General features: G+C 53.3%; 20 protein-coding genes and 1 pseudogene. 12 read left to right on the plus strand and 9 right to left on the minus strand.

Features of this window, described 5'->3' with window-relative positions:
- The first annotated feature begins 29 nt into the window (after positions 1-29).
- The 3 genes from EL645_RS27330 (at position 30) to EL645_RS27340 (ending at position 2969) form a co-directional block, all read left to right on the plus strand.
- The gene (locus EL645_RS27330; protein WP_174845323.1) at positions 30-203 is read left to right on the plus strand and encodes a hypothetical protein; all 174 of its coding nucleotides are present in this window, start codon (positions 30-32) and stop codon (positions 201-203) included.
- A gap of 172 nt (positions 204-375) precedes the next feature.
- On the plus strand, positions 376-1470 hold the full coding sequence (locus EL645_RS27335) for a transposase (RefSeq protein ID WP_161977748.1): 1095 nt from the start codon (positions 376-378) through the stop codon (positions 1468-1470).
- 263 nt (positions 1471-1733) lie between these two features.
- Entirely contained in the window at positions 1734-2969 is a 1236-nt protein-coding gene (locus EL645_RS27340) for an MDR family MFS transporter (RefSeq protein WP_126554548.1), read from the plus strand.
- A gap of 22 nt (positions 2970-2991) precedes the next feature.
- On the opposite strand, the pseudogene EL645_RS27345 reads toward EL645_RS27340, so the two are convergent.
- Both EL645_RS27345 and EL645_RS27350 read right to left on the minus strand, forming a co-directional pair.
- Positions 2992-3183 (minus strand): annotated as a pseudogene (locus EL645_RS27345) (helix-turn-helix domain-containing protein); the annotation flags it as partial.
- 10 nt (positions 3184-3193) lie between these two features.
- Positions 3194-4126, minus strand: coding sequence for an NADP-dependent oxidoreductase (locus EL645_RS27350; RefSeq protein WP_126554550.1), 933 nt, complete (start codon positions 4124-4126; stop codon positions 3194-3196).
- A 329-nt stretch (positions 4127-4455) separates the two neighbouring features.
- Between EL645_RS27350 and EL645_RS27355 the strand changes: the two genes are divergently transcribed.
- Positions 4456-5022 carry a TetR family transcriptional regulator gene (locus tag EL645_RS27355; RefSeq protein WP_126557702.1) on the plus strand — a complete coding sequence of 189 codons (567 nt, stop codon included), beginning with the start codon at positions 4456-4458 and terminating at the stop codon, positions 5020-5022.
- Between the two features lie 191 nt (positions 5023-5213).
- Here the strand turns inward: EL645_RS27355 and EL645_RS27360 are convergent, their stop codons facing one another.
- Complete coding sequence (locus EL645_RS27360) at positions 5214-5405, minus strand: hypothetical protein (protein WP_126554552.1); 192 nt, start codon at positions 5403-5405, stop codon at positions 5214-5216.
- Between the two features lie 499 nt (positions 5406-5904).
- Here EL645_RS27360 and EL645_RS45840 point away from each other — a divergent pair, with 499 nt between their 5' ends.
- Entirely contained in the window at positions 5905-6282 is a 378-nt protein-coding gene (locus EL645_RS45840) for a DUF1294 domain-containing protein (protein WP_126557703.1), read from the plus strand.
- A 550-nt stretch (positions 6283-6832) separates the two neighbouring features.
- On the opposite strand, the gene EL645_RS27370 is transcribed toward EL645_RS45840, so the two are convergent.
- Positions 6833-7399: a recombinase family protein gene (locus EL645_RS27370; protein WP_126554554.1), complete on the minus strand. Its 567-nt coding sequence runs from the start codon at positions 7397-7399 to the stop codon at positions 6833-6835.
- A 342-nt stretch (positions 7400-7741) separates the two neighbouring features.
- On the opposite strand from EL645_RS27370, the gene EL645_RS27375 reads away from it, so the two are divergent.
- Together EL645_RS27375 and EL645_RS27380 are read left to right on the plus strand one after the other, a co-directional pair.
- Positions 7742-8281, plus strand: coding sequence for a dihydrofolate reductase family protein (locus EL645_RS27375; protein WP_126554556.1), 540 nt, complete (start codon positions 7742-7744; stop codon positions 8279-8281).
- A 95-nt stretch (positions 8282-8376) separates the two neighbouring features.
- A complete protein-coding gene (locus EL645_RS27380) occupies positions 8377-9258 on the plus strand; it encodes an SRPBCC family protein (protein ID WP_126554558.1) in 882 nt (293 codons plus the stop codon).
- Here the strand turns inward: EL645_RS27380 and EL645_RS27385 are convergent.
- The 4 genes from EL645_RS27385 to EL645_RS27400 form a co-directional block, all read right to left on the minus strand.
- Entirely contained in the window at positions 9251-10261 is a 1011-nt protein-coding gene (locus tag EL645_RS27385) for an RNA polymerase subunit sigma-70 (RefSeq protein ID WP_126554560.1), read from the minus strand. The genes EL645_RS27380 and EL645_RS27385 overlap by 8 nt on opposite strands.
- Before the next feature lie 140 nt (positions 10262-10401).
- Positions 10402-11283 (minus strand): AAA family ATPase, encoded by an 882-nt coding sequence (locus EL645_RS27390; RefSeq protein ID WP_126554562.1) that lies wholly within the window; start codon positions 11281-11283, stop codon positions 10402-10404.
- Positions 11276-12754, minus strand: coding sequence for a TnsB C-terminal domain-containing protein (locus EL645_RS27395; protein ID WP_126554563.1), 1479 nt, complete (start codon positions 12752-12754; stop codon positions 11276-11278). Before EL645_RS27395 ends, EL645_RS27390 begins: the two co-directional genes overlap by 8 nt.
- A 13-nt stretch (positions 12755-12767) precedes the next feature.
- The gene (locus tag EL645_RS27400) at positions 12768-13127 is read right to left on the minus strand and encodes a hypothetical protein (protein ID WP_126554565.1); all 360 of its coding nucleotides are present in this window, start codon (positions 13125-13127) and stop codon (positions 12768-12770) included.
- Positions 13128-13641: 514 nt separating this feature from the next.
- Between EL645_RS27400 and EL645_RS27405 the strand changes: the two genes are divergently transcribed.
- The 3 genes from EL645_RS27405 (at position 13642) to EL645_RS27415 (ending at position 15196) form a co-directional block, all read left to right on the plus strand.
- Positions 13642-13773 carry a helix-turn-helix domain-containing protein gene (locus EL645_RS27405; RefSeq protein ID WP_126554567.1) on the plus strand — a complete coding sequence of 44 codons (132 nt, stop codon included), beginning with the start codon at positions 13642-13644 and terminating at the stop codon, positions 13771-13773.
- 163 nt (positions 13774-13936) lie between these two features.
- Positions 13937-14539, plus strand: coding sequence for a DUF1214 domain-containing protein (locus EL645_RS27410; RefSeq protein ID WP_126554569.1), 603 nt, complete (start codon positions 13937-13939; stop codon positions 14537-14539).
- Between the two features lie 120 nt (positions 14540-14659).
- Positions 14660-15196: a DUF1254 domain-containing protein gene (locus EL645_RS27415; protein ID WP_281276424.1), complete on the plus strand. Its 537-nt coding sequence runs from the start codon at positions 14660-14662 to the stop codon at positions 15194-15196.
- Between the two features lie 415 nt (positions 15197-15611).
- Here the strand turns inward: EL645_RS27415 and EL645_RS27425 are convergent, their stop codons facing one another.
- Positions 15612-16199: a TetR/AcrR family transcriptional regulator gene (locus tag EL645_RS27425; RefSeq protein WP_126554574.1), complete on the minus strand. Its 588-nt coding sequence runs from the start codon at positions 16197-16199 to the stop codon at positions 15612-15614.
- Positions 16200-16363: 164 nt separating this feature from the next.
- Here EL645_RS27425 and EL645_RS27430 point away from each other — a divergent pair, with 164 nt between their 5' ends.
- Positions 16364-17191, plus strand: coding sequence for an SDR family oxidoreductase (locus EL645_RS27430; protein WP_126554576.1), 828 nt, complete (start codon positions 16364-16366; stop codon positions 17189-17191).
- Between the two features lie 212 nt (positions 17192-17403).
- Positions 17404-17685 carry a DUF7779 domain-containing protein gene (locus tag EL645_RS27435; RefSeq protein WP_126554577.1) on the plus strand — a complete coding sequence of 94 codons (282 nt, stop codon included), beginning with the start codon at positions 17404-17406 and terminating at the stop codon, positions 17683-17685.
- Positions 17686-17764: the final 79 nt, after the last annotated feature.

A 17764-nucleotide genomic window follows, 5' to 3' on the forward strand; every position in this document is an offset into this window, starting at 1 on the left:
CATGGACCGATCAACTTCGTGAGGCAGGGTTGCCTCCATATCTCGTCAACCATCTTGGGGTAATGGCAGAACTGCACGAACAGGGACGTTACGACCGCATGACGGACGATTTTTTCAAGCTCACTGGCGAGAGACCAACGAATGTGCACGACTTTGTAAAGCTGCATGCCGCCGAATTTACGCAGCGTGAAATTACACATTGACGGTTCATCAAGTGGGGCAGGAGAAAATAGCCTTTATGTGTGAGACGAGTGTCCTGTAAGCTTGCTGCAAGCAACGCAGTGTGCGGATCGTTTTCACATCGTCAAAAATTTGACCGAAGCCACACAACTCCTCCTAGCCCGTTGTCAAGCAGAAATCATGGAAGCAAGCAGAATGGCAGAAACGTCTCCTTTTGATCAGGAGAAACACATGCTTCCCACCCGAGAATGGCGGCCTCTCGAACCTGCGTATGTGGAGAAAGCGCAGCTCGCTCGACGAGCTGGGCGTCATGCACGCTATCAGCAAGGAGTATCGTTGCATGAGCAAGGGATGAAGCCAAAGGAGATTGCCAGGCTCCTTGATCTCTCGGATCGGACGGTCCAACGATGGCTCGCCAATGGAAGTTTCCCCGAGGCAAGAAAACGCCGGAAGAGGCAGAGTTGCTTTGACGCGTTTGCATCTTACATGCTCAAACAATGGCAAGAAGGAGAGCGTCGAGGCGTGGCACTTCTGCGTGATCTCAGAGAACAGGGGTATACTGGCTCAGAACGGACTCTCTACCGCTATCTTGAAGTTCTCCAGCAGACCGAGGTAACGATTTCTACCAACCTCCATCGGCTCAAGCAGTTTTCTGCCACGACTGCCGTTTGGTTGTTTGTACACGATCCGAAATCTTTGGACGAAGTCGAACAAGAAGATCTCGCCGCCTTTTGTCAGGTCAGTGCCACGCTGAAACAAGCGTATCGCCTTGTTCAAGACTTTCTGGATATGGTCCAGAAACGAGAAGGAGAACGTTTAGACGAGTGGCTAGAAACGGTAACAAAAAGCGGCATTTCAGAACTCCAATCATTTGCTTCGGGAATCGAAAAAGACAAAGATGCGGTGAGGGCTGGTCTCACCTGGTCAATCAATAATGGGATGGTTGAAGGGCATGTGAATAAGCTCAAACTCATCAAAAGGCAAGGGTATGATCGGACTAGCTTTTCTCTACAACAGCAGTGCGAGCCGTTGGGCTGCAACGCGAGGAGGACACGAAGTGGGTCACAGACCAACCCGAGCAACTGCGTAGCTGGCGGTGGAAAGGACCGATCGAGCCAGCACAAGAGCTCTTGCAACGCTGGCAGCAGGAGGGCCGTGGGCATCAATCGGCGTATGAAACGGCGCGGTATGAGTTGGCTGCGACGCAATGCCACCTCTGTCGTCGCATGGCGGGTCGCATGGCTCAACGAGGACTGGATGCGCCCCGCCAATGCCCGTATGTACCCATGAGCTATTTGTTGATTGACCCCGCGTTTTGGGCAGAACCGGACGCGAACCGTCCTATTTTCATAATATAGTCTGGAGAGAAAGTCCATTTGAGGGCTGAACGAGAACAGTTAGGAGAATATCATGGAGAAAGCAACATTACACTGGCGCATTTATGAGTCGGAGGTGACGCATTTATGGTATTTCTGACAATTTTATCTGCGAGCAACGTCAATATTACGTGATTAAATTCTATGCACACTATTTAGATAAGGGCTTCTACTCAAATGCTAAAAGCATTCCATTTTCCTCGGTCGCTCTGGGTCGTCTTTGCCGGTACCTTCGTCAATCGCTTTGGCGGCTTTGCGATTGAGTTCCTGGTATTTTATATGCTGGCCAGGGGCTACACAGTCGTTCAGACCGGGGCGGCGGCTAGCGCCTATGGTATTGGCAGTATCGGGGCCGCCGCGCTAGGAGGCTATCTGGCCGATCGACTGGGACGACGCAACACGATTGTGCTTTCGATGTTCTCTTCGGCAGCAACGATGCTGGCGCTTTCGCAGGTGACGCCCCTGCCTCTAATTGTGGCGCTGGTTGCTCTGGCGGGCCTGACGACAGAGCTGTATCGGCCAGCATCAAGCGCGCTGATCGCCGACCTGGTGGGGACGCAGCAGCGGGTAAGCGCTTTTGCGTTCTATCGGCTGTCCATCAACCTGGGGGTAACCGCGGGCGCGGCCGTCGCGGGCGTCATTGCCAGTCGGTCGTTCTTCCTGCTCTTCGTGGGCGATGCCTCCACATCGGTCGTCTTTGGCCTGCTGGCCCTCTTCGCGCTCCCTGCGCACACCTCAAAGTACACGATCCAGCAGCACAAAGACCATGCACCCGGCGGATCGATATGGTCGGACTACGGCTTCCTGCTCTTTTTGCTGGCCGGTACTGTTCTCGCCTTTGTCTATCTGCAGCAACTTTCGACACTTGCCATCCAGGTCAAGGCACTGGGCCTATCGAGTGCAGTCTATGGCCTGCTCATCTCCCTCAATGGTCTTGCCGTGGTGTTCCTTGAATTGCCGATTAGCTCCATCACGCAGCGCTTCTCCAAGCAACGGATGATCGCGGTCGGTTTTCTGCTGATTGCGCTGGGCTTCGGCCTGACCGGAGTTGCGTCTACTGTTCCCCTCCTCGCGTTCACAGTCATACTCTGGACGCTTGGAGAGATGGTGCAGGGGCCTATCGCAGCCGCCTATGTGGCGGACCTCTCGCCCGCGCACCTGCGTGGACGCTATCAAGGCGCCTCGGGAATGACCTGGAGTATTGGCCTGATTCTGGCTCCGCTGCTCGGCACCATCCTCTATTCCTGGAACCCCACCCTCTTCTGGCCGCTCTGTGGACTGCTGGCAGGCATGGCCGCCGTTCTGGTCCTCTTGATCAAACGGCGCGCACAACCCTCGCCCCTCCAACCGGTACAACTGCGCAGTGAAGAAGGTGATCCGTCTCTGCCAACCACCAGCCCCCATCCGTCGTAAGCGGTCGGGGCTGGCAGTTGACAAAGGCCTTTCCCAGATCAAGAAAGGGCTGATCAGAGGCGTTTTTGGTGACGTCCCAGGTCCAGGGAAACTGTTGCCGCCGGATGGCATTAAATTATTTCTTTAACGCCAATGCGGTTGGCTTCTCACCAGCTTCATATTGCCGCTTCCATTCAGCGAGCGCCCAATTCCACACAAATCGTGAGGTTCCTGCCGGAAGCTTGTCAATGGATCTCATTTAAAATGACAACTTTGCCGTGAACATGCCCCCCGCGCTGAAGCGTTACAGCCTCGCGGGTACGTTCTATTGGAAAAGTTGCGGCGATGGGGACGATGAATTTACCACTGCTTATGGCATTGGTAATTCTATCGAGTGCACCAGGACTAGCTTGTGCCCCGCCTGTTGGGTGTACACCACCCGGCGGATTCGGTCCTGCAGCGATCGCAGAAATTCGAGCAGGCGAAATACCAAGCGCAAGGACTACGGCGATTGTCTCTGTCCCCACGAGCACTGTAGCCGCGTCGACGCCATTTGGGGCGAGCTTACGAACTCGGTCTGCCAATCCTTTTCCGTAGGTTACTGGAATAGCACCAAGCTTATGCAGGTAGTCGAATGAATCCTCTGACCCAGTACCGATAACGGTTGCGCCAGTCAGCTTTGCGAGCTGTACGGCGAATGTGCCGACGCCACCCGCAGCACCGCCTATGAGCACGGTATCACCTGACGTTACACCAATAACGCTCAGTGCCGCGTCGGCGGTAAGACCAGCAATCGGAAGAGCGCTTGCGATTACATCTGTAATGCCACTGGGAGTATGGTGCAATGGTTCTATTGATGGAACTTTCAATACAATATAGTCAGCGACGGCGCGACCAAGCGCTCCGCCAAATACACGGTCTCCAATATGAAAATCTTTGACATTTAGGCCAACCTCATCAATGATACCTGCGAAATCAGTACCGAATCCTGATGGCAGCGTAATGTTAAACATTGCAGCCACATCGGGCATTGAAGCTACCATCCAATCCATCGGGTTCAAGCCGGCGGCAGCCACTCGTACTCGTACTTCATCTGCACCAGCATGTGGTTCTGGAATGTCTTGCAGCTCTAAAACGTCGGGTTCGCCAAATGATGTATACATAATCGCTCGACTCATAAGGTACTCCTTCATTGAGGATGGGGTCTGTGATACCATGGAACAGCAAAAGGGTTGAAGCACTGGACTAGCTCCGTCGTCGCAGGTGAACAAAAAGCACAAAAAAGAGTGGGATCACTGATGTGCGTTCCATCGGTGCTTTGCTCTCGCATATATTGCAGCTTCTCCAGATCTCTCTCACGCGAGAATCGGCCTTCTCCCCTTTTCTGTTCCGCTACGCCACAGATCCCTCTAGGTAAGGCGAAACAACAATGTCAGTTGCTGACATGACTATGTTACAGTATAATGGAAGTGATGTCAATAGCTGTCATGAAGGGGGTGTTGAAAGTATGAGCCGATGGGAACCCAATGCCAGAGGCCGACTGGAGCAGGCCGCTCTGGACCTGTACCAGGAACGCGGGTTTGAGCAGACGATGGTGACGGAGATCGCTGAACGGGCTGGCCTCACCGAGCGGACATTCTTCCGCTACTTCGCCGATAAGCGCGAGGTGCTGTTCGGGGGCCAGGACATGCTGCGCAATATTTACGTGAGTGCCATCGAAGCTGCGCCTGCTTCCACCACGCCGCTCGATGCAGTCGCCGCAGCCCTGCAGGCAGTCGTACCTGTGTTCCAGGAGCGTCATAAACTCGTCCGGCAGCGTCAGGCGGTGATTACCGCAAACCCAGGGCTCCAGGAACGCGAACTGCTGAAGGGTGCATTACTCACCTCGGCTATGACCGAGGCGTTGCGAAGACGCGGCGTGACTGACCCTGCCGCGAGCCTTGCCGCAGAAGTCGGAGTCATCGCGTTCAAAACAGCGTATAACCGCTGGGTCAGCGGACCTGATGAGCAAGATCTGTCGCGACTTATCCGAGAGTCCCTCGACCAACTCAAGGACGTCGTCGCTGGTACATAACCACTCCTTTCGTCAATCCGCGTGATTCTGCGGAACCGGTCCACTCTTAGTGAAAGTTCAGGAAGAGCAGCTATTTTGCTCTTCTTTACCATATAAAGACGAAAGGGGAGCAACCGTCAGATAAACTCATCCTTCACCAAGTTTGTGCCTACAATGGGTCGCGCGGAAACATGATGCATGTGCGTAAGAAATTAGCTCCCAAAGAGCGCATTCTCGACTTTGTGGGGAGAAAGGGATGGAGGCTGTTTTTCGTGTGGAGCAAGCGTGCGGGCAAAGAAAGCTGTGATCATGTGAACGAGTGTCGTGGGATCGGGCTGCACAGCCTGTCTAGTGGTGGGCTGGTCCAGACCGTGACCGTCATGCTGAATCAGAATCAGCGTCACAGGCACACCTGCCGCTTGCAAGCGTGCTGATTCAAGCCTATTTCCTCTTCCCAAACACGTACGGTGAACAAATGGGAGCGCGACAGACGTTCTGACCTCTCCTCACTCATGCTTATCCTCCCTGCTTCTCGTGCAGAGCAGCGCGTTCGTGTATCCGCACGCTTATATAATTGATCATGAGAAGAGTGTAAAATATGCGCCGTTGCTGAAGCGTTGCTTCTCATTATCATCAGCGTTCCCCTGAACAGGAGCCAGATTTACCATACATGACCCAAAGTAAAGTTTTAGAACAGATACCCGGTCTGATACCAAAGGGTCATCCACCAGCGGAGCGAACAGGTCGGCCAGGTGATGTGAGAACAAGGGCGGTACGGGCTTACCAACGAAGAGTGATAACATTTTTCATGCCAATTTTCTCGCTAAGGCACCTATGGGCTTTGTTCGCAGAATTGGCGTCTGGTCAGGCACCAAAGAGAAACATGAAACAGCCCTGGACCAAATGTGGGCTTCGCGCATAAACGCGCAGGATGTTATATACTACCTGGTAGACAAGTACAACTGTGTTTGTCTGTTACAAACAGAGACGAGGGCATACGTGTATTTCTTTCTTGGGTACTTGCTTGTATTAAACATCCTGACTTTTGTCGTCTATGGCCTGGATAAGCATTCAGCTAAAATGGGAGGACGCAGAGTTCCAGAGAACGTCTTATTGTTCCTTGCGTTTGCTGGTGGGACCCCTGCCGCCTATGCTGCACGGGCATACTTCAGACATAAGACGATCAAACGCCCCTTCATCACACGGCTGCGGTTTATACTCATCGTCCAAATAGGAGTGGTGCTGCTCTCTCTGCTGTTCTTTTTCCGTGGCCAGGCTTAGCCCGGGGCGGTTAGGCCTTGATCTCGCCCTCAGTCCAACACTGCTTCGTATCTTTCCCAGGCGTATCCTTGCCTGAGAAGCGCAAGCGCAAGTTCATAGAGTCAGGCCCGAAGTTTTTCGTGGAGCTCCTCATTGCTATGATCGATTCCTAAATAAATGCGCAGAGTATCTCCCGTATGCCATTCACCGCGACGTGGCCTTTATAGTTTGCTCAATCTCTTATGTACTTCTACACCTTGATACGCTTTTCACATACCTCCTGTCGTGGCCTTTGGGCTTGGGATTTCCTCTACTGCCTGTAGTGGTCAGGTCGGTCGCCTGCCACTAAGCCACCTGACCACTATTCCCAACGCTCCAAGTACAAGCGCAATAATCAAGTATTTTAAAAAGAGATTTCCCGCTATTACCATAAAGTCTCCTATTTCTGTCGATGTGTCGTGGTAAATCACAGAGTCATAGGATACATTCGCAATAAAGTTTAGCATTTCATCCACAAAGAAAACACCCATAACTTGTAAATTTTGGGATTCTGTGGGCGAAAATTCGGTAATTAAGTGGGTGATTCAACCTCTTTGACATAGCGGTACAGCGTAGCACGAGAGATGCCCAATGCTGCGCAAATTTCTGGGATAGAATGACTCTGATCGGCGAACATCTGGCGAGCTAGTGCTACTTTGCCATTGGTCTTGAGCTTTCGGGGCCGTCCGCCAACACGTCCTCTCGCTCTGGCGGCGGCGAGTCCTGCCTTTGCCCGCTCGCGAATGAGATCACGCTCAAATTCCGCTAACGCCCCCATGAGGGGAAAGATGAGCTTGCCTCCTGGAGTAGTGGTGTCGATTTGCTCAGTAATGCTTACAAACTCGATGTTTCTCCCCTGGAGGCCCTTGAGCAACTCGATCAGATGGGTCAAAGAACGCCCTGCTCGATCCAGCTTCCAGACAACAAACGTGTCTCCAGGGCGCACATAGGCCAGCGCCTCGTCGAGACCTTTGCGCTCCGCCTTCGACCCGGTCATCTTGTCCACAAACCATTTCTCACATCCTGCTGCTTTCAGCGCATCAATCTGGAGCGCCTCGTTTTGCTCCTGTTTGGAGACGCGCACATAGCCGATTTTCATAAGCTCCTCCATATGTCTCAGGTTTCCGTCAACGGCCTGATGTTTTGAGATTTTGATTATGAGATGAATTTTGAGATTCGTCAAGGGGACGTTTTGTACGTGCGGAGCTGATGCGACACATTCCTAGAAAAGCAGAGCCATATGTCGCAGGAAACAGATGTTTTCGAGATATATTTAACCACCGTTTTTGCAACTCATTCATCAGCCTCACATAACAGCCGACGCTGTCTTCTGTGTGCGATGAGTTTTAGACCATATTGGTGTCCTATTGGTGAAGGTGAACCATTAGTGGATGATGGTTCATGTGAGCGTTTCTCCTGAAACGAGAAAGGACACTATCTTATGCGGAATGTTATCGAATATACCCTCATCTCAATAGACGGGGTCTTCGCAGGAACAGACACTTCGGGCTTTTTTTCGTATCGTGACGAGGCATATCTGCGGGATGGATTGGGCCAATTATTAGCCTGCGATGCAATGTTGATGGGCCGGACAACTTACGAGAACTTTGCCAGAATATGGCCCGGAAGGAATCATATGTGGGCTGAGAGGATCAATACCATGCCAAAGTATGTCTTCTCATCGATGTTGGAGCGAGCCGAATGGAACAACTCGACCATTATTCGAGGCGATGTAGTAGAGGAAGTGACGAGGCTCAAGCAGCAAGAGGGCGGGGATCTGCTCATCTACGGACATGGCCTTCTTGGACAGACATTACTCAAACACCGCTTGCTCGATGTGCTTGATCTTTCGATCCATCCACTTGTTCTCGGTCAAGGGAGGCTCCTTTTCCGGCAAGATGAGAGTGCCCACTTTCGGCTTGTTGCGGTTAAGAGCTTCTTGAAAGGTGTTGTAAAGCTCACCTATGAACCGCAGCCATGAGGAGATGTGAGGTTGTATATAACTCATCAACGGCTTGCAGGTAATCTACGAGAGTAGAGAGTCACAGAGCGATCTAGAAGGAGAAAGGAACAACAATGGTAGCTATTGTCAAAAAATTCACTGTAGAGGCTAGTCCGCAACGCGTTTGGGCCGCCCTGACACAACCCGACGAAATCGCTTGCTGGTGGACCGACGATCTACATGTCACACCAGAGGTGGGCACACTGGCAGAATTTCGCTTCAGTCAGAAAACGTTTATCATTCAGTTTGAGGTGGCCGAACTGGAGCAGAACAAGCATGTGTATTGGATCAGCAGGAAAGGTCCTTCGACTGGGCATTGGGCGGGGACCAGCGTCACCTGGAGCCTTGAGCCTGCTGGCAACGGAACCAAGATTGTTTTCAACCATGACAAGTTTTCCCTGGCTGATGGCCGATATGAATTCACCCGCGCATGGTGGGAATACTTTCTGAGCAGCTTGAAGTCGTACCTAGAGACAGGGAAAGGGACGCCTGGAGCCTTCGCTTTTAGTCGAGACGGGACAACGTCAGCTCTGATAGAAGGGCGCACTATTGCTGTAGAACCAGGGCGCGTCTGGGCTGCCCTGACGAACGATGGGGAAATAACCCGCTGGTGGTCAAACGAAGCTCACTTCACACCAGAGATGGGCACGCTGGCGGAATTCCGTTTCAGGCCGCCTGCTGGGACTCTTCAATTTGAGGTGGTCGAACTGGAGCCGGGAAGGCGCATGCGCTGGATGAGCAGGAAAGTCCCCCCGTATTGGGCCGGGACCAGCGTTACCTGGCAGCTTGAGCCTGTTCAAAGCGGGACAAATGTCGTCTTCACGCATGATGGGTTTCTCCAGGTCGATGAGGATTACGAACGGATTCGGGAAAATTGGCGTTACTTCCTGGACAGCCTGAAGTCCTACCTGGAGACAGGGAAGGGGACTCCTGGAACCCCTCCCAACGTCAAGTAAGGGTAGGTGGCAGAGCAAAGAACGAGAGGAGAGATGGCTCCAGGAATGCGACAAGACTTGCAATCTGCTCGTCCTCGAGCCCCAGAACCATCAGGCCAAGAAGCTGATAAGTGTCTGCCTCCGGCTCCCGCTGATAGAGTCCAAAAGCTGGACTGCCATTGGCGCGAGTCGGAAGCAGGTGTCTTTGCCTTCCAGGAGTGAAGATCCTCGTCGAGAGTACTGTGGTGATGGCCGCACGTCCCTGGAACCAGATGGGGAACGGCGGCATGGTGAACCAGGCATCCTCGCGTAGGAGCGCCACGAATCCAGGAATGTCCGCTTGCTCCCAGAGAGTCACGTAACGGTCAAGCAAGGATTGTAATTGGCCATCGAGCAGAGCGGTCGAGGTTGCTGGGAGTGCCTGGCACTGGTGCAACGCGCGTTTGGCGCGCTGCAAACCAGAATTGACGGCGGCAACAGAGAGATTGAGCCATTCGGCCACTTCGCGAGCAGGCCAATCCAACACCTCGCGTAAGAGCAGGATGGCTCGCTGCTCTGGCGTTATTTCCTGAAGTGCCACCAGAAAAGCCAGGGAGATATGTTCGCGGCTGAGCGCATAGTCTTCAGGATCAGTTGTTTGATCGGGGAGCAGATCATCTGGAAATGGCTCCAGCCAGATTGGCTCCCGCACTCGTTTAGGCAAGGAGCTCTCGGGATCGCTCTGTGGCTGCATGCTTGGTGGCAAGGATCGGCGAGGGATACGAGTAAGTGTATTGAGACAGAGATTGGTGGCGATGCGATACAACCAAGCTCGATACGATCCTGGACTGGTGAGAGTTGTGCGTTTCTCCCATGCGCGCAGCAGAGTCTCTTGTACCAGGTCTTCGGCGTCCTGAAGTGATCCCAGCATGCGATAGCAATGGACGAGTAATTCACGTTGATACAATCCCACTAGGGTCTCGAACGCCTTCTGGTCGCCCTCTTGGGCGGCAAGTACCAGGGTAGTTTGGGTTGGAAGCTCCATCAAGATCTCTATTCCTTTTATTTCCTGCTCAGGGGTTCAGGTCTATTTCACGCTTGCTTTGGTATGATTGGTCCGCCTGGCAAGGGGTAGCTATCTCAAGAAACGAACGGTTGTGAGACAGCTCATCATTACGCTCTGGTTCAATCCGGCCCAATGATGAGGTTCTGGCGAGCTGTCTCGACTACTTCTTTCGTGACCACCTGGAGTTTGTTCGCCAGCAACACATGCTCTACCTGGAGCATAAGGCGATCAATCAAACGGAGGTTCCCACGGGTTATCCGCACAATCGTAGCAACCGCCTCTTTGTCGGTAAAATCGTCAGAATGCGGCTTGACCCGATGGCCCCAGCGCTTGCCCAAGAAATCGTGCATTTCCTCCTCGGATAACGGCTCCATCTCATGTGCGAAACCAACTCGTGAATAGAGTTGCGGGGCGCGCATGAGACGTTTTTCCAGGCCAGGCATGCCGAGGAGCACCAGACCAAACTCTCCCCGATCTGCCAGATCGCGGATGAGCTCAAGCCCAGCATCCCGAAGCCGGTTGGCTTCATCAACAATCAACAACTCTATCAGATGGGAGAAGCGGCGCGTCACGAGAAAGTCTTCCGTGCCTTGATGGCGCTGATTGGCGGCTTCAACCAGATACGAAAAGGCGGCGAACAAGGTCAGCACCTCCTTTTCGATGCGTGACACCGAGGCTGAGACCGGCGGAGTGTAGAACACCGTTCGACACTCCTGAAGGGCACCTTCCAGTGGCACAAAGGCAAAAGTAAATGGCCTGTAGGGGTACATCCCGTCCATCGCACTCCGTCCAGTAAAGGCGATCAAGGATTCTGGTAAATACGGCTTAAACAGGTTCCATTGTGCGTACTGTTTGGCTGACTCTGTTTTGCCCGTACCTGGAGGACCATAGCCGATGCCGACGACACGAGCCTGCCGACAGGCATCGCACATCTCTCCAAAACGACGGGAGTTTTTCGTCGCGACAAAGTGTTGAGGAGTCCCCCCATCCTGCTCAGTCATTGATGTACCTCTTGAGTTTTGTCCGCGCTTCGACTGGCGCGGGCTCTGTCACGACCGTTTTGGGTACAGGCGGTGGAGCATGATGCATCTCCACATACCGATTGACCATGGCTTCTCGCGGGTTCAGTTCTGCTCGAATCTGCTTGCGGCGGGCCGTGCGGACCTGCTCAATCTCTTTCAAGGTGACTTTTCGATCGCTGAGTTCGGCACAAATCGCCCGGCAAAGAAACCGATCCTGATAGAACACATGGATCTCTCCCATATCAGCAGGGTCATACCTGATCAGAACCTCCTCTTTGACAAAGGCTGCCAGGGTGATATCCATGTAGCGGTGGTTCTGGAAATGAATCCCGTCTTGCTGGACACGGCGTGTTTTGGCCACAGTGAGCAGGAGCAGGTCCAGTTGCTCTAGGGATGTGGGCATCCGAGGGACATACCCGCCAGCTTCCCATCGATCCTTGGGGATGAACCCTGTTTCGCTATGGACTCGGTGATGAAAGTCCTCCAGTAGCCACTTGCGGAAGCGTTGTTCAAAGGCTGGTAAGGTGAACACCGCTTTAGCTTCAGGATAGCCTTTTGGGGAATAGCCAGGCACGTCTTGCAAAAAGAGTTGATCGACGCTGCGGAAGAAGCGTTCCACCTTGCCTCGTCCACGTGGAACGCCAATTTTGGAAAACACTAATTCCATACCAATATCTCCCGCCACCTGCTCCAGATGCTTGCTCGTGAAGTCAGAGCCATGATCGGTGTAGAAAACGGTGGGGATGCCACACGCAGACCAACGGGGATCGTCTTTGCTCCAGATGGCCTGGCGGAGAGTGAGAGCCGTGGTCATCGCGGTCGCAGCCTGGAAACTGAGTCGATATCCCACAATCAAACGACTGTAATCATCTTCAATCGCCGTGAGATACGGCTTGGCCGGTTTGCCTTCTTCATCGAGAAGCATCACATCCAACGGGGTATGATCAGCCTGCCACATGGCATTCGCATGGGTCGCCTCTCGTCGGTAGAGGAGATCAAACTCTTCTCGATAGGCAGCAGCTCCCTGATGGGCAAGGGTCGTCAGTGCGGGATCGAGGTTTTTGATCACCTGGCGTACCTTATCATAGCCAGGTTCAGGCCAACCGCGTTCCTTCGCAATGATACAGATTTGTCGGTGGATGGAAGCGATGGAGCGGGGAGGAGTTTGGAGGGCTAAACCTTCGATGAGGGTGATAGCCTCTACGGGGAGGCGGCGCGACTTCCCTTTGTCTCTTCGCACGGCTTGATCGGCTAGGCCAGCCAGTCCTCCCTCACGGTACAGCTTGACCCAGCGCTGAATAGTACTAGGAGGGATCTCGTGGGTTCGGGCAATAAAAGCCTGTGTCACTCCATCTTCCAGTGCCGGGCGGATGATGGCAAAGCGACCTTGTGCCTGTGCTCGTTGCTCCTCAGAAAGAGCTGTCAAGGGTGGAACTGGGAGTTTTGTCACGCCAAGCCATCTCCTATGGGTTGGAAACCTGTGCTTCACTTCCCTCCTGAGTATACCCAATCGCCCACGGAATTACCACATTTTCACCCACGGATTTCCAAAATTTACACATAACTACCAAAAACGGAGATAGGATCGACACGTATCTTTTTTGCTGTACAGGTGCTATCAATCCAGCGGTAAAGGCAAACAAGCCGATTATTGCTAACTGGATCGCATACAGCAGAGAGAGATTTCCTATGGTTACCTCAATCAGAGGGGTAAAAGCGATTGAACCAGGATTAATATTTTCAATCGCCTTATAAATAATATAAAGAATCACGCCCAAAATAAACGCCTGAATTAGAAGAGTCTTCGTTTTATTTTCCTGCATCTGCATCTCCTTTTTGCCTCGAGAGAAAGAAACAATGAACTTTGCAGACGATTCAATCAGATATGCTTTTTTATTTCATGCATTTAAATTCTCCTCTTCCTTATTCATCTCTCGTGACCTTTTTTACTTCGTCCATGGTAGTACCAAAAGTCAAAGGCAGTTTTCGGGCAAGGAGCGCCTGCTTTGTCGCCCGAATAAATTAAATTTGTTTTTCTGACGCATATAAATTTTCGTTTGCATACCTCATTGCACAGTATAGAGTTTAATATGCGTTGTTTTGCGGTGCATATTGGAGAAAAGTGTAGATTCTCATAAAGGTATCAGTATGCCTCTTCCTCCCTACCCCGATACTACCCGATTTTCCTTCTCTTGCGGGAGGTCGTCAGGGATCGTTCAGGGGGCGTTTCCGTACCAAAGGGGGCATCTCACCTGTTCTTTAGAATATACTTAAAATATATTATTAAAGCCATTTATACCTTATTCTCACGAAATATAACAAGGAGTATAATTATGAATGCATCTCTCTGCTATGAAGCACAACAATGCGTTACGACAAGCACGTGTTCGACGCAACTGGCGCCAACAAGATCTCGCTGAGGCATTGGGAACACAGGCACAGGATTCTCTACTCTATACACATGTATAGTATTTTACGATGAAGACAAGCAAAACAGACTTATTTTCTCGCGTAACTTTTCCTCCCGCCTTTCCTCTTGACTTTCCATCAACTTTTGACCTTGTTTTCACTCAACAAAAAAGTTACGCGAAAAAGCCTCGCTATTTGCGAAGCAAACAGGTATACTCGAGGTATGACAACTATTCTCACAATGCTCGCAGGCTCACACGTCATACAAGGAATTATCCTCGGCGCCGTGTTGGCGTTTCTCACGGCACAGATCATTATGAACGCAGTGGTGAAAACCATGACAACGACCGTCAACGGTTGGAGCACCACCTTCAAATGCGGTCAGCCCGGCAATGGCATCCTCCTGCGGGCCGCCTGCGCTAAAGTGCTGCCCGCCGTCAATGTGGTGCAAGAGGCTGCGTACTGGACGACGATTGTCGACAGCGCAGGGCAGCGGCTCTCCGGCCAACGCGCGTACATCCTGCATTTTCCTGAAGGACAACTCCCACCCAACGATGCCTTCTGGTCGCTGACCATGACCGATGTGGTCGGGTACATGGTGAGCAACCCCATCAATCGCTCCAGCGTCGGATCTCGCTCCGGCCTCGTGCCGAACGCCGATGGCTCCATCGACATTTATCTGCAGCGCACGGCTCCCGCTGGGCACGAGTCCAACTGGCTGCCGGCACCGGCAGGCTACTTCAAGCTGATGCTCCGCGCGTATCTGCCCGGCCATGCGATCCTGGACGGCGAGTACCACGTGCCGCCAGTCATGAAAGTGCAATGAGATGAACAGGTTGATTCTAAAATACAAATATCCCATTACGTTCGCCATCCTGGCCGTCCTCGCCTGGGTCGTCTACAGATATTTCTCGATGGGGGGAGCCGGCTCATTATATTCATCGTCGTGGCAGTACTCGTATGGGGATTCGGCACGTGCATTTTCCTTTATTTTTGGCCGCTTATTACGTATAGTGCCTATAAAAGAGCGGTAATTCAGCATGGGCTCGGTGGAGACCGAATTCCCATTAATACGCTGTACGCGGTGCCCACGCTCTCTTCACCCGCGGCGCCAAACGCCAGCTTATTAGCAACAGGGACCAACGACGTGCTCTACGTCGGTGGCTGTCTCGACCTCTCCAAAGGGCCGCAAGTTTTGCACGTGCCAGACATGGCGGGCCGTTACTACAGCGTGCAGTTCACTGATCCGTCGGACGGCACGAATTTTGCCTACGTCGGCAAACGCACTACGGGCACCGAGGCTGGCGATTACCTCATGAGCGGGCCGGGCTGGAAAGGAACCGTGCCGCAAGGAATGAAACAGATTGCTTCGCCGAACAAGTCGGTGCTCGTTATCGGTCGTGTCTTTGTCGAGAGTGACAGTGATCTCCCAACCGCCTATGGGCTTGCAAAACAGATACAGCTCACACCACTCAGCCACTGATAACCCGATGTTTTTCAGGATGTACGCTCCACTAGAGGACACCTCGCGAGAAGATGAGACCATCAAAACACATCACTGACACGCATCAGCGCGAAACATGGAATTGACTCTGGAGAATCTAGAGAAGTAGCCTCAAGTCGATTAGTTTCGCACCATTTTGGAAAATGGATGAAGGCAGTGCAGGGGACACCTTGTGGTTACAACATGTGCTGGACGTTTACCACCCATTACCACCATCTTTGCGGTCTGTATCAGCTTCGCTGGTACGGGACCAGGCCCGTTGAGAGAACGTTCCAGGGTTGGCCCTCCCCCAAAATTTCCTTTCGAGTTTCCAGCGAAACTGGTGCGCATGCTCAACTGGCGCACGCCGTCGGAAAGCAGGATCGCTGAGAGCCGAGAGATGACACCCCATTTTTCAGTCCCGGCTCGGCTTTGTTCTGATTCCGGCGATGACGAGATCGAGCATGCGGTTGGCCCCATCAGGATCAGACGCATGTTCATTCACCAGGGCGATTCCGTAGACGAGTCGTATCACGTCGCGAATATGGACATCCGTTCGGATTTGTTCTGCGGCCTGGGCGCGGCGCAAGAGGACTTCTCCCGCCTCGTGCATAGCTTTGTTCGCATCGTAGATTCTCGTTCCCGCAACATGCTTGGCAGCCATGATGGCTGCTCCCATGCTCCGCCCTCGAGCCGCGAAGTCCATCTGGAGACAAAGCCAGCTCTTCAAGGCGTCGAAAGGAACCGGAGCGCTTGCGAGTTCTTCAGCGCGCGCCCTCAATTCATTGGTCTCATCCAGGAACACGGCTTCCAGGAGATCCTGACGCGTGGGGAAGTGACGATACAGCGTTCCGATTGCGACCCCAGCCGATTTGGCAATGTCCTCGAGGACGATGTCAGCGCCGCGCTCCGAGACTGCGGCCCGCGCCGTTTTCAGCAGGCTGGCGTAGTTGCGTTGGGCATCAGCTCGCATTGGGCGGTTAGCTGGTGTTGATTTGTTCATTTTATGCTGCTCCTTTCTGCCTTTGGAGATTAGTCCTTGACAAAGTGAGGGTCCCTCCGTTAATATAAGAGGGTAAACATGAGGGTCCCTCCGTTTAATAGGCGGAGGTAACCTCATTTTATCACATTCACACTTCATCGTACCAGAAGAAGGAGAATTTTCTTATGCGTGTTTTTGTCACAGGAGCAACAGGCTTCATCGGTTCCGCCGTCGTCCGCGAACTCATCGGTGCCGGTCATACGGTTGTCGGCCTTACCCGCTCAGACAAGGGTGCCGAGGCACTGAAGGAAGTTGGGGCCGAGGTGCATCGCGGTACCCTTGACGACCTCGACAACCTTCGCGCCGCTGCGGCGGCAGTGGATGGCGTCATTCACCTGGCGTTTCAGCACGGCTCCTCGGACTTCGCCGCCGCGCTCACCACCGATCTGCGCGCCGTCGAGACGATGGGAGCGGCGCTCGAAGGCACAGACAAGCCGTTCGTGACCACCGCTCACCTCAACGGGGAGGCATCGGATAACGCGGTGCTCGCACTAGCGGGAGTGCGATCATCGGTCGTCTCTCTCTCTCTGTCTGTGCACGACGAGGGCGACAAGCACGGCTTCATACCGAGACTGATCACCATCGCTCGCGCGAAGGGCGTCTCTGCCTATATCGGCGACGGGTCCAACCGCTGGGTGGCCGTCCATCGCCTCGATGCGGCGCGCCTGTACCGCCTGGCACTGGAAAGCGCCCCGGCGGGGTCACGGCTTGACGGAGTCGGCGATGAGAGTGTGCCATTCCGCGATATCGCCGGCGTTATCGGTCGCCACCTGAATCTGCCGGTGGTCAGCATTTCCCGCGAAGAGGCAAACGCTCACTTCGGCTCTTTTCTCGGCACCGTGGCGGCGGCCGACAGACCGAGGTCTTCTGCACGGACCCAGGAACTCCTGGGATGGCGGCCTGTGCATCCGCGACTTCTCCCGGACATCGAAGAGCACTATTTCAACAACTGATGTGAGGCTCAGGGCCACTCCTCACGACAACCAGACGTACGGGGAAGATGATGGACAAGCATACCACCTCATCCAGCGCGGTCTGGCGAACGATCGTGAATATGTGCCTGCGAAATTACAACCAGGCACATATTCACGAGCTTTTGAACTTTGCCAGGCATAGACTCTGACTGGTTATTGCCTGTTGAAAGCCCGATGCCTATCCTTTGAAAATGGGAGCCTATATCGAAGAAACCGGATGCAGCTTTGGGGAGTACCTCCAACTCTATGAGCTGCATCGTGCCAGGCTGCTGGCACGCCGAGGCAGGCAGGCAACGCACTATCCCGACTCGGTGGCCACCACCTGGGATCTCTCCTTCGAGAAGGTTGAACAAGCCCATCCAGCGGCAGCTGAGCTCTTGCGGCTATGCGCGTATCTTTCACCCGATCACATTCCCGAGGAGCTGCTCACTGAGGCGGCGGAAGTCCAGCATCGCATACTCCCTCGCTGCTGAGCAGAGAATAAACCGATCAAGGAAGACAAATCAGAGATGGATACAGATGCAAGCAGAGGTTGTCCTGCTCGCATCTGTA

It is taken from the genome of Dictyobacter kobayashii, assembly GCF_003967555.1.
Taxonomy (GTDB): domain Bacteria; phylum Chloroflexota; class Ktedonobacteria; order Ktedonobacterales; family Ktedonobacteraceae; genus Dictyobacter; species Dictyobacter kobayashii.

What these genes read in the sequence shown, in the direction of transcription:
- EL645_RS27335 (WP_161977748.1), top strand. Translation starts at nt 376, where the DNA reads ATGGCAGAAACGTCTCCTTTTGATCAGGAGAAACACATGCTTCCCACC.
- EL645_RS27340 (WP_126554548.1), top strand. Translation starts at nt 1,734, where the DNA reads ATGCTAAAAGCATTCCATTTTCCTCGGTCGCTCTGGGTCGTCTTTGCC.
- EL645_RS27350 (WP_126554550.1), bottom strand. Translation starts at nt 4,126, where the DNA reads ATGAGTCGAGCGATTATGTATACATCATTTGGCGAACCCGACGTTTTA.
- EL645_RS27355 (WP_126557702.1), top strand. Translation starts at nt 4,456, where the DNA reads ATGAGCCGATGGGAACCCAATGCCAGAGGCCGACTGGAGCAGGCCGCT.
- EL645_RS45840 (WP_126557703.1), top strand. Translation starts at nt 5,905, where the DNA reads ATGTGGGCTTCGCGCATAAACGCGCAGGATGTTATATACTACCTGGTA.
- EL645_RS27370 (WP_126554554.1), bottom strand. Translation starts at nt 7,399, where the DNA reads ATGAAAATCGGCTATGTGCGCGTCTCCAAACAGGAGCAAAACGAGGCG.
- EL645_RS27375 (WP_126554556.1), top strand. Translation starts at nt 7,742, where the DNA reads ATGCGGAATGTTATCGAATATACCCTCATCTCAATAGACGGGGTCTTC.
- EL645_RS27380 (WP_126554558.1), top strand. Translation starts at nt 8,377, where the DNA reads ATGGTAGCTATTGTCAAAAAATTCACTGTAGAGGCTAGTCCGCAACGC.
- EL645_RS27385 (WP_126554560.1), bottom strand. Translation starts at nt 10,261, where the DNA reads ATGGAGCTTCCAACCCAAACTACCCTGGTACTTGCCGCCCAAGAGGGC.
- EL645_RS27390 (WP_126554562.1), bottom strand. Translation starts at nt 11,283, where the DNA reads ATGACTGAGCAGGATGGGGGGACTCCTCAACACTTTGTCGCGACGAAA.
- EL645_RS27400 (WP_126554565.1), bottom strand. Translation starts at nt 13,127, where the DNA reads ATGCAGGAAAATAAAACGAAGACTCTTCTAATTCAGGCGTTTATTTTG.
- EL645_RS27405 (WP_126554567.1), top strand. Translation starts at nt 13,642, where the DNA reads ATGCATCTCTCTGCTATGAAGCACAACAATGCGTTACGACAAGCACGT.
- EL645_RS27410 (WP_126554569.1), top strand. Translation starts at nt 13,937, where the DNA reads ATGACAACTATTCTCACAATGCTCGCAGGCTCACACGTCATACAAGGA.
- EL645_RS27425 (WP_126554574.1), bottom strand. Translation starts at nt 16,199, where the DNA reads ATGAACAAATCAACACCAGCTAACCGCCCAATGCGAGCTGATGCCCAA.
- EL645_RS27430 (WP_126554576.1), top strand. Translation starts at nt 16,364, where the DNA reads ATGCGTGTTTTTGTCACAGGAGCAACAGGCTTCATCGGTTCCGCCGTC.
- EL645_RS27435 (WP_126554577.1), top strand. Translation starts at nt 17,404, where the DNA reads ATGGGAGCCTATATCGAAGAAACCGGATGCAGCTTTGGGGAGTACCTC.